Below are 14,821 nucleotides of genomic sequence, written 5' to 3'. Positions count from 1 at the left end.
GGATGACCGACGCCCCGACCGACGCCCTCGGCTTCGACCTGGCCCCGGTGGTGGCCGAACAGCCCGACCCCCTGCTGTTCGCCACCGTCTCCGGAGCCCATCTGTACGGCTTCCCCTCGCGCGACTCGGACGTCGACCTGCGCGGCGCGCATCTGCTGCCCGCGGCCGAACTGGTCGGACTGCGCGAGCCGGAGGAGACCCGGTCGAGGATGTGGGACCGGGACGGCGTCGAGATGGACCTCGTCACCCACGACCTGCGCAAGTTCGCCCGGCTGATGCTGCGCCGCAACGGCTATGTGCTGGAGCAGCTGCTCTCCCCGCTGGTCGTGCACACCGGCGAGGCCCACCGCGAGCTGGTCGCGCTCGCCCCGGGCGTCCTCACCCGCCACCACGCCCACCACTACCGGGGGTTCGCCACCACCCAGTGGCGGCTCTTCGAGAAGACCGGCGAACTCAAGCCGCTGCTCTACACGTTCCGGGTACTGCTCACCGGCATCCACCTCATGCGCAGCGGCGAGGTGCGGGCCCATCTGCCGACGCTGCTGCCGGAGATCGACGAGGCCCCCGGGTACCTCCCGGACCTCGTCGCGGCGAAGGCGGCCGAGGAACACGGCAAGGCGGACGTCGACCGGGAGCGTGTCGCCGAGGACGTGGAGCGGCTCCAGGGTGTGCTGGACGAGGAACAGGCCCTGTCCGTGCTCCCGGAGAACCCGTCCGCGTACGACGCCCTGCACGACTTCGTCGTCCGCGTCCGGCTGGAGGGTCTGGAGGTCTGAGCCTGCTTGGCGGACCGGCGGATGGCCGACCGGAGGCTTCAGGCGGCCCGCAGCGCCGACGCGCGGCGGGTCCGTACGAGGAAGTCCTCGACGCGGGCCCGGTCCGGCTCCGGAGGCAGGGGGCTGCGGGACATCGCCTCCTCGGCCTCCACCGCCAGACGGGCCATCCGGGACTCGACCTCGGCCCAGGGCGCCTCGCCGCGCTTCACCGCCAGCAGGGGCTCGCGCAGGTCGCCGACGTCGACGGTCAGCGTGCCCGTGCGCAGCAGGTCCCGGCAGCTCGTCAGGAGGCGGAGCAGATGCATGGCGTGCTTCCAGCGGGGGGTGCCGTGCGTGCGGACGTCCGCGTCGAGCTTCTTGCGCTGGCCCAGGGCGTAGCGGGCGAACGTCTCGTGGGCCTGGCGGGACAGGAACGCCCCGCGCAGATCGAGCAGTTCACGCCCCGTGGCGTCCAGGTGCTCGACCAGGGGGGAGTGCAGGCACTCCAGGATGTTGGGGTTGGAGCGCAGGGCCAGCTCGCAGAAGCGCTCCAGCTCCCAGCCGAACTGCTCCTCCGCCGGCCCCTCCACATGGGTCGGCGGCTTCTCGAAACGCCAGAACAGCTCCGTGGGGGCCAGGAAGACACCCCGCCGGTCGGTGTCGCTGTCGTCCGTGGCGAGGCCGAAGGCCCGCGACCCCATCACACAGGCGTAGACGGTGTGCTCGCGGACCAGGGTGTGCGGATGCGGGGGCGGGGGCTGCATGTCCGGGAGCGTACGGGGTGGCCTCAGCCCAGCTGAATCGAATTACCCGAGACCGTGATCTCCTCGGCGGGCAACGGCTGCGTGGCCGGACCCTGCACCACCGCACCGTCCGTGATCTTGAACTTGCTGCCGTGGCAGGCGCAGTCGATCGTCTCGTCCGAGATACCGCTGACGATGCAGCCCTGGTGGGTGCAGACCGCCGAGAAGGCCTTGAAGTCGCCCTCCGTGGGCTGGGTCACGACGACCTTCTGATCCTTGAAGATCTTGCCGCCGCCCACCGGGATGTCGGTCGTCTTCGTCAGTTCCTCACCCGCGCGGTCCGTACCGGTGTCCCCGGGCGAGGTCTCCTGCCCGGTCTCGTTCCCGGTCTCCTTCTGGGAGTCGCCGTCGTCACCGCCGTACTCACTGCACCCCACCAGCAGCGCCACCGTGCCCGCCGTGCCGGTCGCCAGGACCGTGCGCCGCGTCGAACCCATCGTCATGTCGTCACTCCGAACGTACGGAAGAACCAGAGGGCGGAGGTCAGCCAGACGACCGTGAGAGCGGTGAAGACGAGACCGCCGACGATCGGCAGGAGCCAGCCGGGGAGTCGCTCCGAGCGGAGCAGCAGCATCTTCGCACTGAAAACACCGAAGAAGAAGCAACCCAGGAGAGAGTGCCACAAAACGCGCGATTCGTACGTCTGGAAGCCGAGGGCGTACAGACAGTGCACCGCCACCGGCACCGCGAGCAGGAACGCCGCCCGCCCCGACCAGCGGTGCAGCACCCCCGCCCAGCTCGGGCCCGGCAGCCTGCCGTACAGCATCAGCGCCGACGTCAGCTGGACGAGCGCGAAGCCGAACGACACCGTCGCCAGCCACGACTTCACGGCGCCCGTGCCGCTGAACCCCGCCAGGTTGAACGCGGTGCCCGCCGGGTCGTGCACCCGGCCGTAGACCCCGAGGCCGACCGCCACCGCGCAGGCCACGAGGACCGGGACCAGATAGCGGGTGGCGGAGGCGGGACACGGGGACGGGAAGTCCTGGGTCGCGGCGCTCGGGTCGACGGTCATGAGGTGCCCTCCGGGGTGACGGGGCGAGCCGTGAGCCGTTGTCCGTCGACCGTCACCGCACCGGTCTCCGGGTCGATCTCCGGCGCCGCCGCGGCTTTGCCGTCCCGCTTGACGATGCCGACCTGCCCGCCGTCCGACAGCACGATCCAGCCGCCGTCGACCTCGGCCCCGCGGACATTGGCGGTCGCCCGGTACAGCGCGGTCTCGCCCGTCCCGGGTGCCGTGAAGGCGTATTCCCGGCCGCCGATGCCGACCGTGCCCCGGACGCTCCCGCCCTTCAGCGTGCCGTTCAGCTCGGCGCCGTCCTTGCTCGTGAGCCTCATCCCGCCGTCGTCCTCGACCTCGCCCTTGAGCCAGGACTCCTGGGCGCGGCCGTCGCAGAAGTACGCCACCGCCTTCCCGTCGCGCAGCGTCACCGCGATCGCGGCGGAGTCGTCGTCGGTGCGGCCCGCGTAGTCGCCGTCGGCCGGCGGAGAGGGTGTCGGGCTCGGCGACGGCGAGGTCGTCGACGGCGACGGGCTCGGCGACCGGCCCGGCGCGGCCGAGGCGGGCGGCGGGTCGGCGGCGGTGGAGGCCGAGCCGGCGCGGGTCCCGGTCGTCGCGTTGAACGACAGCAGGACCAGGGCCAGCACCAGCCCGCCGAGCAGAGTGACCAGTGGTCCGGAGCGCTTCATACGAGCCTCCCCCGAGGCGTGGCGCGGACGGCCTCCCCCATGCAAGCGGACCCGTGGGGCGCCGTCCAGGGGCGCATAGGGGTATTTCGCCCCCAAGTGACGGGACAGTGACGTTCGCGAGACATTGTCCCGCCCGGCGGAGAAGATCCTCCACCGGGAACGCCTCCCGGACCGGGTGTCTCGGCAGGCGGGCGCCGCGCACCGGCCCGGGGAGTGCTGACTAGGCTGGTCGTACGACGAGCCGGGACGTATGTCCCGGATGCACACCAGCGAGGAGCAGAGCCGTGGCGGTACGAGCGGTCCGGGGCGCCGTCCAACTCGAACGGGACGAGGCGGGGCACATGGACGAGCAGGTGGGCGAGCTGCTCACCGCGGTCCTGGAGCGCAACGGGCTCGGTCCGGACGATCTGATCAGCGTCTGGTTCACGGCCACGCCCGACCTGCACAGCGACTTCCCGGCCGCCGCCGCCCGCAAGCTCGGCGACGGCTTCGCCGACGTGCCGCTGATCTGCGCCCAGGAGCTGGACATCGAGGGGGCCATGCCCCGGGTCGTCCGGATACTCGCCCACATCGAGTCCGACCGGCCGCGCTCGGAGATCGCGCACGTGTACCTGGGGGCCGCCGCCGCACTCCGCAAGGACATCGCCCAGTGAGAACCGCACTCGTCATCGGCACCGGGCTGATCGGCACCTCCGCCGCCCTCGCCCTGGCGCAGCGCGGGGTGGCCGTCCACCTCAGCGACCACGACCCGGAGCAGGCCCGTACCGCCGCCGCGCTCGGCGCCGGCACCGACGAGGCGCCCGAGGGCCCGGTGGACCTGGTGATCGTCGCCGCCCCGCCCGCGCATGTGGCGGCGACCCTCGCCGACGCCATGCGCCGGGGCCTCGCCCGGGGCTACCTGGACGTGGCCTCCGTCAAGGGCGGCCCCCGCCGTGAGCTGGAGGAGCTGGGCCTCGACCTCTCCGCCTACATCGGCAGCCACCCCATGTCGGGCCGCGAGAAGTCCGGCCCGCTGGCCGCCACCGGCGACCTCTTCGAGGGCCGCCCCTGGGTGCTCACCCCGACCCGCGACACCGACACCGAGGTCCTGAACCTCGCCCTGGAGCTGGTCTCGCACTGCCGGGCCGTCCCGGTGGTCATGGACGCCGACGCCCACGACCGGGCCGTCGCCCTGGTCTCGCACATGCCGCACCTCGTCTCCAGCCTGGTCGCCGCCCGGCTGGAGCACGCCGAGGAGTCGGCCGTACGGCTGTGCGGGCAGGGCATCCGGGACGTGACCCGGATCGCGGCCTCCGACCCGCGCATGTGGATCGACATCCTCTCCGCCAACCCCGGCCCGGTCGCCGACCTCCTCGCCGACGTCTCCGCCGACCTCGACGAGACCGTCCAGGCCCTGCGCGCCCTCCAGGCCTCCGACGAGGCCAAGCGCCGCGAGGGCGTCACCGGCATCGAGGACGTCCTGCGCCGCGGCAACGCCGGACAGGTCCGCGTCCCCGGCAAGCACGGGTCCGCCCCGCGCGCCTACGAGGTCGTGGCCGTCCTCATCGACGACCAGCCGGGGCAGCTGGCCCGGATCTTCGCCGACGCGGGCGCCGCCGGGATCAACATCGAGGACGTCCGTATCGAGCACGCCACGGGGCAGCAGGCGGGTCTGGTGCAGCTGATGGTGGAGCCGAAGGCGGCCGTGGTGCTGACGGGGGCACTGCGGGAGCGGGGCTGGGCGATCCGGCAGTAGCGGGGCGGCGGCGGGTGCGGCCGGACGGGCTACGCGCACCCAGTACCCTTGTCCGGGGCGCCTTCCGTCCCGCCCCACCACCTCGGACCAGGAAAGGTGCTCCCCAGTGGAACGCGCCACAGTGATCGTTGCCATCGACGGCCCCTCCGGCACGGGCAAGTCGAGCACCTCGAAGGCCGTGGCCGCGCAGCTCGGGCTGAGCTATCTGGACACCGGCGCCCAGTACCGGGCGATCACCTGGTGGATGGTCACCAACGGCATCGACATAGAGGACCCCTCCGCGATCGCCGCCGTGGCGGGCAAGCCGGAGATCGTCTCGGGGACCGACCCGTCCGGGCCGACCATCACCGTCGACGGCACGGACGTCGCCGGCCCGATCCGCACCCAGGAGGTCACCTCCAAGGTCAGCGCCGTGAGCGCCGTCCCCGAGGTGCGGGCCCGGATCACCGAGCTGCAGCGTTCCATCGCGTCGGGCGCCGAGGACGGCATCGTCGTCGAGGGCCGCGACATCGGTACGACCGTCCTGCCGGACGCCGACCTGAAGATCTTCCTCACCGCCTCCCCGGAGGCCCGTGCCGCCCGCCGCAGCGGTGAGCTGAAGGGCGCCGACGTGCAGGCGACCCGCGAGGCCCTGCTCAAGCGGGACGCGGCCGACTCCAGCCGCAAGACCTCGCCGCTCGCCAAGGCGGACGACGCGGTCGAGGTGGACACCTCGGACCTCACCCTCCAGCAGGTCATCGAGTGCGTCGTCACCCTCGTCGAGGAGAAGCGGGCGGGGAAGTGAGCGAGGCTTCCGCGGACCGGGCCCCGTCGGCCCGGAGGACCTCGGCCGGGACACCGTCGGCCGGGGCTCCTTCCGTGCTCGGCGCCGAGGTGGGCCGGCGGATCGGCGTCGGCCTGATGTACGGGCTGTGGAAGCCGCGTGTGCTGGGCGCCTGGAAGGTCCCCGTGACCGGCCCGGTGATTCTCGCCCCCAACCACTCCCACATGGTCGACGGGCCCATGGTCATCGGGGTGGCGCCCCGGCCGTCGCACTTCCTGGTCAAGAAGGAGGCGTTCGTCGGTCCGCTCGGACCGTTCATGCGCGCCGTGGGCCAGGTGGAGGTGGACCGTTCGACCGCCGACCGCACCGCCATCACCCGGGCGCTCGCCGTCCTCGCGGGCGGCGGTGTGCTCGGCATCTTCCCCGAGGGCACCCGCGGCGAGGGCGACTTCGCCTCGCTGCGCGCCGGGCTCTCCTACTTCGCCGTGCGCAGCGGGGCGCCGATCGTCCCGGTCGCGGTCCTCGGCAGCACCGAGCGGCGCGGCCGGCTGATCAAGGGGCTGCCCCCGCTGCGCTCCCGCGTCGACATCGTCTTCGGCGACCCGTTCGAGGCGGGCGACGGCAGCGGACGGCGCACCCGCAAGGCACTCGACGAGGCGACCGTGCGCATCCAGCAGCAGCTCGGCGCCCACCTGGAACACGCCCGGCGGCTCACCGGCCGCCGGTAAAACGCCGGGCGTCCGATCGGGCGCTGGGCGACACTGAGTAGTGGTTCAGCCGGCCGACTGGCCGGATGCTCCACCGATCACCACGATGAACTACGAGGTACGGACTTCATGAACGACCAGTTTCCCTCCGAGCACGAGCACGGAGAGCTTGGCGACGCCGAGTACGCGGAGTTCATGGAGCTCGCCGCGGTAGAGGGCTTCGACATCGAGGACGTCGAGGGCGCGATCGAGGAGGCGGGCCACGGTCCGCTGCCCGTCCTCGCCGTCGTCGGCCGTCCGAACGTCGGCAAGTCGACCCTGGTGAACCGCATCATCGGCCGCCGTGAGGCGGTCGTCGAGGACAAGCCCGGCGTCACCCGCGACCGTGTCACCTACGAGGCCGAGTGGGCGGGCCGCCGCTTCAAGGTCGTCGACACCGGCGGCTGGGAGCAGGACGTCCTCGGTATCGACGCCTCCGTCGCCGCCCAGGCCGAGTACGCCATCGAGGCCGCCGACGCCGTCGTGTTCGTCGTCGACGCCAAGGTCGGCGTCACCGACACCGACGAGGCCGTCGTCAGGCTCCTCCGCAAGGCGGGCAAGCCCGTGGTGCTCTGTGCCAACAAGGTCGACGGCCCGAGCGGCGAGGCCGACGCGGCCGCGCTGTGGTCCCTCGGCATCGGCGAGCCCCACCCGGTCTCCTCGCTGCACGGCCGCGGCACCGGCGACATGCTGGACGCCGTCCTGGAGGCCCTCCCCGAGGCGCCCCAGCAGACCTTCGGCACAGCGGTCGGCGGCCCGCGCCGGATCGCCCTGATCGGCCGCCCGAACGTCGGCAAGTCCTCCCTCCTCAACAAGGTGGCGAACGAGGAGCGCGTCGTCGTCAACGAGATCGCGGGCACCACCCGCGACCCGGTCGACGAGCTGATCGAACTCGGCGGTGTCGTCTGGAAGTTCGTCGACACGGCGGGCATCCGCAAGCGCGTCCACCTCCAGCAGGGCGCCGACTACTACGCCTCGCTGCGCACCGCCGCCGCCGTCGAGAAGGCGGAGGTGGCCGTCATCCTCATCGACGCCTCCGAGTCCATCTCGGTGCAGGACCAGCGGATCGTGACGATGGCCGTCGAGGCGGGCCGCGCGATGGTCATCGCCTACAACAAGTGGGACACCCTCGACGAGGAGCGCCGCTACTACCTGGAGCGGGAGATCGAGACCGAGTTCGGCCAGGTCGCCTGGGCGCCCCGGGTCAATGTCTCGGCGCGTACCGGCCGGCACATGGAGAAGCTGGTCCCCGCGATCGAGACGGCCCTCGCCGGCTGGGAGACGCGTGTCCCGACCGGCCGCCTGAACGCCTTCCTCGGCGAACTGGTCGCCGCCCATCCGCACCCGATCCGGGGCGGCAAGCAGCCCCGCATCCTCTTCGGCACCCAGGCCGGCACCAAGCCGCCGCGCTTCGTCCTCTTCGCCTCGGGCTTCATCGAGGCGGGTTACCGCCGCTTCATCGAACGCCGGCTGCGCGAGGAGTTCGGCTTCGACGGCACCCCGATCCACATCTCGGTACGGGTGCGCGAGAAGCGCGGCAAGAAGAAGTAGGCAGCGCCCGTACGACATGAGGAGGCGGCCACCCGGATACCGGGTGGCCGCCTCCTCATGTGCCCGAGGTGCCCGCTTCAAAGACCCCGGCGCGGTCCCGGCGGCAGCGGCGACGGGATGTGGTGCATCCCGGTGTGTCCGGTGGGGATCCGCCCGACCGGCTGCCACACGGCCGCCGTCGTGGCCGTGTGACCGGGCTGGGTCTCGCGCTGGGTGGCGAGATGCCCCGCCGCGTGCCGGGAGCCGTAGGAATCGGCTGCGTACGACCCGGCGGTGCGATGTCCGCCCGAGCCGTGCGACAGGCTGCCGAAGCCCGTGAACCCCAACCCCTCCTCGCCGTGCCGGTCGCCCGGCAGGGTCCGGTAGGTCCTGACCCACTCCGCGTAGAGCGAGTCGTAGATGGGCGTGGCCGAGGGCCCGCCCGACGGATCCTGAGTCGGCCGCATGGACGGGATCGACTGATAGGACTGGCGGCGAGGTACGTCGTATGCGTGCACGTCTGTGCCAACGACCCCACGGGGGAAGAGATGCGCTAGCTCAACCATTCAGCCTCCGGGCCGGGCGGGCGCGGCTTTGGGGCGCACCCGGGGCGAGGCGATCAGGTGCCGGCCAGCGGCAGGGTCGCCGCCACCAGCTTGCCGTTCCCCGCCGCCTTGTCGAGCGCGTCCCGCAGCAGGTCCTCGCGCGGCTGCCGTCCGATCGACCCCACCGGCGCCGCGAACATCAGCACCTGCTGGTGCTTGTTCGCCGCCGCCCGCCACGCGTCGGCGACCTGCAGCGCCTGATGGGCCTGCCACCACGCGACCGGGGAACCACCGGTGGACCCCGGCTGCAGGATGGCGTGCAGCTGACCCATGGCGAGCAGGACGGACCAGCCGTGCAGCACGGGCGGTACGGAGTCGATCTGGGGGAGCGGCATGAAGCCCTGCTCGATGAGCAGCGGCAGGAAGTCGTCGCCCACGCCCGTCGTACCCGGGCGGGCGATGGGGGCGGTCGGCTCCACGACCAGCGCCGGGTGCAGCTCGCCGCTGAGCAGGATCAGTCCGCTGGTGACGCCGAGCACGGCCTGCTCGGGCGCGGCCTGGGCCGGGGCGTCCCCGGCGATGGAACGGGCGGCGCCCTGCAACTGCTCCTCGGTGACCTGGACGACCTGGGAGGGCAGACAGGTGGCGTGGGCGAAGGCGAGCACGGCTGTCTCGTCGCCGACGAAGAGGACGGTGCTGGTGCGCTCCTGCTCGGAGTCGCCGGGGGTACGGCACGACGTGCAGTCGTAGCCGCCGGGGGCGTTCTCTCCGGCGAGCAGCCGGTCGGCTTCTTCGTCGCCGATCTCGGCGCGTACCTCGTCGCTGACGTCGAGCATGCGCGGCACGGTGGCTCCTCGGGATGCGGTGCGGTGTCGGTGCCGGGTGGCGCCCGGCCCATGAGCGCGGAGGTTCCGGCCCATGCAGAAGACAACGGGCGATCTGTGGCCGGAGTCACGCCCGATGACGAACGGAATCGAACCAACCGCAGCGCAGGGTGAATCTCCGGGCGGAATCGGTTACTCCGCGCCAACTTCCCGAGGGTCCGGCGAAGTTGACCCGGTGAGGTGGGTCACAGAGAGACCGGGCACCTGGCCGACATGTCACGAAATCAGGGAATGAAGTGGGTGGCCGGAATTGATCGCTACTCGGGGTAACGGCGAACTGGCCTCGGATGACAAGCGATCGCTTGCTGACAGCCCGTCAACCTCCCTACGTTCCTCGCCGTGTGCAACGAGCACCGCTCGGGTACGTCCGCCGGCCGCGCAGAGCCAGACAGCGCGCGAGCAGCATCTCCGGCGGACGGGGCGGAGCGCGACACCCGCGGTCGTCCGCGGGAAGCGCCCCGTCCTGGGGGACCCCGGGTCCGTGGAGAGGGATCTTCATGCCTGGATGTGGATGTGCCGACACCACGCGCGGCAGCGCCCGAAGGACGCGTACGACGGCGGTTCTCGCCGGGGCGGCCCTGCTCGCCCCGCTCGGACTCCTGACCGTCACCGGCAGCGCCTCGGCGGCCGACAGCGGGGTGTGGGACCGCATCGCCCGGTGCGAGAGCGGCGGCGACTGGCACATCAACACCGGCAACGGCTACTACGGCGGCCTGCAGTTCGCGCCCTCCACCTGGCGCGCCTACGGCGGCACGGCCTACGCGGCCACCGCCGACAAGGCCTCCAAGTCCCAGCAGATCGCCGTCGCCACCAAGGTCCAGCGCGCGCAGGGCTGGGGAGCGTGGCCCACCTGCTCCGGTCGCGCGGGAGCGTCCGGCAGTGCGCCGGCGGCGCCCACCGGATCCGGGAAGGCCGTGAAGCAGGCCCCCTCGAAGACCCCGAAGGCATCGAAGGCGCCGTCGCGCGCCCCCGCCCACCCGGACCGCAGCGCGTCCCGCGGTGACTACACCGTCCGCCAGGGCGACACCCTGAGCGGGATCGCCGCCCGGCACGGGACCACCTGGCGGCAGGTCTACGCCGCGAACGAGGCCGTCATCGGCGGCGACCCGAACATGATCGTGCCCGGACAGCGCCTCGATCTCTGACCCCTGGCCGGTTGCTCCTTGGCCGGTGTGCCCGGGCCCGGGGCGCCGAGGTCCCGTCCGGCCGATGTGCCGGGCGGGACCCGCGCCGTGCCGGATCAGGCGAGTTCGGCCGCCTCGCCGGCGAACGCCAGCGCCCCGCGCCGGAGTTCGTACACGAGCACGCCCGGTACCTCGCGCAGGCCCGGCGGCAGCCGCTGTTCGGCGACGACCACGCACGCGTCGAGCCGGCCCAGCAGCTCGTACGTACGGGCCGCGACCGCCGGCGACATGCCCTGGGCGGGTTCGTCGACGAGGACCACGCGCGCGCGGGCCGACAGGGCGCGGGCGAGGGCGAGCATGCGCTGCTCGCCCCCGGAGAGGGTGCCGGCACGGCGGGGGAGCAGGGGTTCGAGCGGCGGATAGGCGTCCAGGGCGTACGCGAGGTCCGGCGCGGCGAGTCCGAGGTTCTCGCGCACGGTCAGCGAACCGAAGACGGCCCGCCGCTCCGGTACGAGGACCAGACCCCGGCGGGCCCGCTCGTACGCGGGCGTCCGGGTCACGTCGACCCCGTCCCACACCACGGCGCCGCCGGACAGCGGCACCGTCCCGGCGAGGGCCCGCAGCGCGGTCGTACGCCCGGAGCCGTTGCGGCCGAGCAGCACGGTGACCCCGGGACCCGGGGCGGCGAGGGTGAGACCGTGCAGGGCCTCCACGGGGCCGTGGCGGACGCGCGCGCGGCGGAGGGAGAGGAGGGTCATCGCTCGCCCACCCGGGTGTCCGGGGCGGCCGGGCCCGCCTGGGGCGGGCGGAGGACGTGGGCGGCGGGGCCGGACGTGACGATCCGGCCCGCCGCCATCACGTGCACGACGTCCGCGAGATCCGCGACGAGGTCCAGGTCGTGCTCGACGACCAGCAGGGCCGTGCCGTCGTCGGCGAGGGCGCGCAGTACGCGGACGAGGGCGGCGATCTCGGTGGTGTCGAGGCCGGCGGCGGGCTCGTCGAGCAGCAGGACGTGGGGGCTCCCGGCGAGCGCCCTCGCCAGCTCGACGCGTCGCAGCGTCCCGGTCGGCAGTCCGGCCGCCGGCGCCGCCCGTACCGGCCCGTCCAGCCCGAACAGCCGCAACGCCCGCTCCGCCGCACCGGGATCGGCGACCCGCCCCTGCTCGGCGCCCACACGGACGTTCTCGGCCACACTCAACGACGGGAAGACCGCGAGCTGTTGAAACGTGCGGGCGATCCCGAGCCGGGTACGGGCGTGGGCCGGCACCCGCGTGATGTCCCGCCCCCCGAGGCACACCCGGCCGCCCCCGGGCCGCAGCGTCCCGGCGAGACAGTGGAAGAGAGTGCTCTTCCCGGCCCCGTTCGGCCCCACGACGGCACTGACCCGGCCGGGCAGGACATCCAGGTCGACACCGTCGAGCACCGTGAACTCGCCGTAGCGGAGCCGGAGCCGACGCGCCCGGAGCGAGGGCCCGACCGGAAGGGGGCGCGGGGAGCGGGGGGTGTGGTGGGCCGGGGTGGCGGCGGGACGAAGCGGGGAGCCGGCGGGGGCGCCGGGCGACTCCCCGCCGGAGCCGGGATCACCGGGCTGTCCTGCGCGGGGTTCGGGTGCGTCCGTTTCCGTTCCGCCCTGGGGCGGGTGTTCGGCCCGGGCCGAGGTTTGTCCGGGGCCGGTGCCGCCGGGCCTGTGGCTGTCGCCACGGGCTCTGCGGACGGGCACGTCTCGGGGCAGGGGTGGCCGGTGCGGGGTGTCGGGCTGCTGCCCGCCGGGCCCGGGGCCGTTGCCACCGGGCTGTCCTGCGTGGGGCTCGGGTCCGCCCGTTTCCGTCCCGTCCTGCGACGGGTGTCCGGAGCCGGTAGTGCCAGGCGCGCGTCCGTCGCCACGGGCCTTGCGGACGGGCACGTCACCGGGTGTGGGTGGCCGGTGCGGGTTATTGGGCTGCTCCCCGCTGGGCCCGGGGCCGCTGCCACCGGGCTGTCCTTCGCGGCGCTCGGGTCCGCCCGCTCCCGTCCCGTCCTGCGGCGAGCGTCCGGCCCCGGCCGAGGTCTGTCCGGGGCCGGTGCCGCCTGGCCCGCGTCCGTCGCCACGGCCCCTGCGGACAGGCACGTCACCGGGCGGGGGCGGATTCTCGGCGGAGCCCCGACCCCCGGCTCGGTGGCCCGCGCCGGTGCCCTTTGCCCTTGCCCTTGCCGGGGCATCCATCGTCTTCGCCACCTCGGACGTGCCCCCGGGCCAGCCCTGTCTGCCCGCCCCGCCTCGGCTCCCACCGGCCCCGGTCGCGCCGCTGAACCCCGCCGCCTTCCTCAGCCCCCCGCTCCCCGCCCCGATCGGCACCCCCGCCCGTACCCTCTCCCGAGCCCGTCGCCCCGCCGCCGTCAGGTCTCCTCGGGACCTCGCCCCCGCCCGAAGCCGTGCGTACCCCGCCCGTACCGCTTCCTGGGGGCCGTCCGGGAGGCGGCCCACCAGTAGCGCCAGGATGCCGATGACCGCGGCTGCCACGCCGCCCTCGGTGCCCGCGTCCAGGCCCACCAGCAGGGCGGCCGCCGCGAGGGCGCCGAGGGTGCTGTCGGCGCCGAGGACGACGATCGCGGCGAACCAGAGGAGGCCGCGGACGGGGTCGTAGGCGGTGGGGTCGAACGCGCGGACGCCCATCGCGAGCATGCCGCCGCCGAGGGCGGCGAGCGCGGCGCCCGTCACGAACGCCGCGAGTTTCAGCGCGGGGACACGGACGCCCGCCGCCGAGGCGCCCGCCTCGTGGTCCCGCACGGCGGCCAGCGCCCGGCCCGTGCGGCCCCGGCGCAGGGCGTGGGTGGCGAGGAGGGCGAGGGAGAGCAGGAACAGCTCCAGGACGTAGTACGCGCGGTCGCCCTCGAACCCCGGGGGCCGGGTGACGGTGAGGCCGGACGTCGCGTACGGCTGGGCGAAGACGAAGCGGCTCACACCGACGCCGACGGCGAACGTCGCGAGGGCCAGCGCCAGCCCGTGGCGGCTGATCGCGGGCCAGCCGGTCAGCAGACCGAGCGGGGCCACCAGGACCACGGCCATCAGGAGCGCGGCCAGTTCGGGGAGCGCCGGGAGGAAGGGGAGACGGCCGGCCGTCAGGAGGGCCGTGAACAGGGCGCCCAGGCCCGCGTATCCCGCCTGGCCCAGGGAGATCTGGCCGCCCCTGCCCGTCACCACCACCAGGGAGAGCAGGACCACGCCCAGCGCCGGGACCTGGACGGCCGTGTGCAGGTCGCGGCCCGCGAAGCCCAGCGGGATCAGGAAGAGCAGGAGGGCCACGATCCACGCCCCGGCGGGGGCGCCGGCCCGCGCGGTCGCCGGGCGGGGCAGCGCGTCGCGGGTGCCCACGCCGGGGAGCACCAGGGCCGCGATCAGGAGGGCCACGACGAAGAGGTTGGTGGCCACGGCCTGGAGCAGGGGCTCCGCCCAGCCCGAGGGATGGAACCGGGCCAGCTGGCTCTGGGCGACCCCGATGCCCAGCGCGACGAGCACGGCCACCGGCAGGCTCCGCATCCGGGCGGCGACCGCCACGGCGACCACCTCCATCACCAGCAGCGGCATGCCGTACGGGTCGAGACGGACGTAGGGCGCGAGGAGCACCCCCGTCAGGCCCGCGGTGAAGGAGCCGAACGCCCAGCCCGCCGCGGCGACCCGGTCCGCGTCGATGCCCCCGAGGACGGCGAGGGAACGGTCGTCCACGACGGCCCGCAGTTCACGGCCGAAGCGCGTCCAGCGGGTGACCGCGCCCACGGCCGCCGCGACCGCGACGGCCACCGCCAACGGGCCCCAAGGGTCCGCCGACAGCAGCGTCGGGGCGTCGTCCCGCGCGCCCTGGCCCCACAGCAGTGCGGCCCCGCCGACGAGGAGGACGAAGACGCCGATGGAGGCGACCAGGGTCCGCGCGGGGTCGCCGCCGAGCACGGCGAGCGGGCGGAAGACGAAGCGCTCCAGGGCCAGGCCGAGGGCGGGCGCCACCAGCAGCAGGGTCACGAGGGCGCCCGGCCAGAGGGGCCACCCCCACTCCACGGTGAACTGGCGCAGCAGATACGCGCACACCATCGCGATCGCCCCGTGCGCGAAGTTGAGCACACCGGTCGCCCGGTACGTCACGATCAGCCCGATCCCGGTGAGTGCCGCCGCGCTGCCGACCGAGAGCCCCGCGAGCGTGAGGTCGTACGTCAGCGACGCCATCAGCCCTCTTCGGGGTCCGCAGCGGAATCGGCCGCGGAATCGGCCGCGGAATCGG

At 73.8% G+C, this 14,821-nt stretch carries 15 protein-coding genes; 7 read left to right on the top strand and 8 right to left on the bottom strand.

The window, feature by feature from the left end:
* The first annotated feature begins 2 nt into the window (after positions 1–2).
* Complete coding sequence (locus J8M51_RS13970; RefSeq protein ID WP_086752728.1) at positions 3–776, top strand: nucleotidyltransferase domain-containing protein; 774 nt, start codon at positions 3–5, stop codon at positions 774–776.
* 38 nt (positions 777–814) lie between these two features.
* Here the strand turns inward: J8M51_RS13970 and J8M51_RS13965 are convergent, their stop codons facing one another.
* The 4 genes from J8M51_RS13965 to J8M51_RS13950 are packed head-to-tail and all read right to left on the bottom strand — an operon-like array spanning position 815 to position 3,244.
* Positions 815–1,519, bottom strand: a complete 705-nt coding sequence (locus J8M51_RS13965) for a nucleotidyltransferase domain-containing protein (protein ID WP_086752726.1) — start codon at positions 1,517–1,519, stop codon at positions 815–817.
* Between the two features lie 23 nt (positions 1,520–1,542).
* On the bottom strand, positions 1,543–2,001 hold the full coding sequence (locus tag J8M51_RS13960; RefSeq protein ID WP_086752724.1) for a Rieske (2Fe-2S) protein: 459 nt from the start codon (positions 1,999–2,001) through the stop codon (positions 1,543–1,545).
* Positions 1,998–2,570, bottom strand: a complete 573-nt coding sequence (locus J8M51_RS13955; RefSeq protein WP_086752722.1) for a DUF6529 family protein — start codon at positions 2,568–2,570, stop codon at positions 1,998–2,000. The genes J8M51_RS13960 and J8M51_RS13955 overlap by 4 nt, the downstream gene beginning before the upstream one ends.
* On the bottom strand, positions 2,567–3,244 hold the full coding sequence (locus J8M51_RS13950; protein ID WP_086752720.1) for a hypothetical protein: 678 nt from the start codon (positions 3,242–3,244) through the stop codon (positions 2,567–2,569). Before J8M51_RS13950 ends, J8M51_RS13955 begins: the two co-directional genes overlap by 4 nt.
* A gap of 284 nt (positions 3,245–3,528) precedes the next feature.
* Between J8M51_RS13950 and aroH the strand changes: the two genes are divergently transcribed.
* From aroH to der, 5 genes are all read left to right on the top strand, one after another.
* On the top strand, positions 3,529–3,897 hold the full coding sequence (gene aroH / locus J8M51_RS13945) for a chorismate mutase (RefSeq protein ID WP_086752718.1): 369 nt from the start codon (positions 3,529–3,531) through the stop codon (positions 3,895–3,897).
* On the top strand, positions 3,894–4,979 hold the full coding sequence (locus tag J8M51_RS13940) for a prephenate dehydrogenase (protein WP_086752716.1): 1,086 nt from the start codon (positions 3,894–3,896) through the stop codon (positions 4,977–4,979). The genes aroH and J8M51_RS13940 overlap by 4 nt, the downstream gene beginning before the upstream one ends.
* Positions 4,980–5,085: 106 nt before the next feature.
* On the top strand, positions 5,086–5,763 hold the full coding sequence (cmk, locus tag J8M51_RS13935; RefSeq protein ID WP_086752714.1) for a (d)CMP kinase: 678 nt from the start codon (positions 5,086–5,088) through the stop codon (positions 5,761–5,763).
* The gene (locus tag J8M51_RS13930; RefSeq protein WP_398856039.1) at positions 5,760–6,470 is read left to right on the top strand and encodes a 1-acyl-sn-glycerol-3-phosphate acyltransferase; all 711 of its coding nucleotides are present in this window, start codon (positions 5,760–5,762) and stop codon (positions 6,468–6,470) included. Before cmk ends, J8M51_RS13930 begins: the two co-directional genes overlap by 4 nt.
* 108 nt (positions 6,471–6,578) lie before the next feature.
* Positions 6,579–8,039 carry a ribosome biogenesis GTPase Der gene (gene der / locus J8M51_RS13925; RefSeq protein ID WP_086752709.1) on the top strand — a complete coding sequence of 487 codons (1,461 nt, stop codon included), beginning with the start codon at positions 6,579–6,581 and terminating at the stop codon, positions 8,037–8,039.
* Between the two features lie 77 nt (positions 8,040–8,116).
* Here der and J8M51_RS13920 read toward each other — a convergent pair whose 3' ends face one another.
* The gene (locus J8M51_RS13920; RefSeq protein WP_086759672.1) at positions 8,117–8,485 is read right to left on the bottom strand and encodes a hypothetical protein; all 369 of its coding nucleotides are present in this window, start codon (positions 8,483–8,485) and stop codon (positions 8,117–8,119) included.
* 152 nt (positions 8,486–8,637) lie between these two features.
* A complete protein-coding gene (locus J8M51_RS13915; protein WP_086759667.1) occupies positions 8,638–9,408 on the bottom strand; it encodes a hypothetical protein in 771 nt (256 codons plus the stop codon).
* 536 nt (positions 9,409–9,944) lie between these two features.
* Between J8M51_RS13915 and J8M51_RS13910 the strand changes: the two genes are divergently transcribed.
* Entirely contained in the window at positions 9,945–10,592 is a 648-nt protein-coding gene (locus tag J8M51_RS13910; protein WP_086759669.1) for a LysM peptidoglycan-binding domain-containing protein, read from the top strand.
* Between the two features lie 95 nt (positions 10,593–10,687).
* Here J8M51_RS13910 and J8M51_RS13905 read toward each other — a convergent pair whose 3' ends face one another.
* Together J8M51_RS13905 and J8M51_RS13900 are read right to left on the bottom strand one after the other, a co-directional pair.
* Complete coding sequence (locus J8M51_RS13905) at positions 10,688–11,329, bottom strand: ATP-binding cassette domain-containing protein (protein ID WP_086759671.1); 642 nt, start codon at positions 11,327–11,329, stop codon at positions 10,688–10,690.
* Positions 11,326–14,766 (bottom strand): branched-chain amino acid ABC transporter permease/ATP-binding protein, encoded by a 3,441-nt coding sequence (locus J8M51_RS13900; RefSeq protein ID WP_267299198.1) that lies wholly within the window; start codon positions 14,764–14,766, stop codon positions 11,326–11,328. Before J8M51_RS13900 ends, J8M51_RS13905 begins: the two co-directional genes overlap by 4 nt.
* Positions 14,767–14,821: the final 55 nt, after the last annotated feature.

This window comes from Streptomyces griseiscabiei (assembly GCF_020010925.1).
GTDB classification, from domain to species: domain Bacteria; phylum Actinomycetota; class Actinomycetes; order Streptomycetales; family Streptomycetaceae; genus Streptomyces; species Streptomyces griseiscabiei.
Note: the sequence above shows the minus strand (reverse complement) of the source record. Positions and strands in the feature narration are given on the sequence as shown.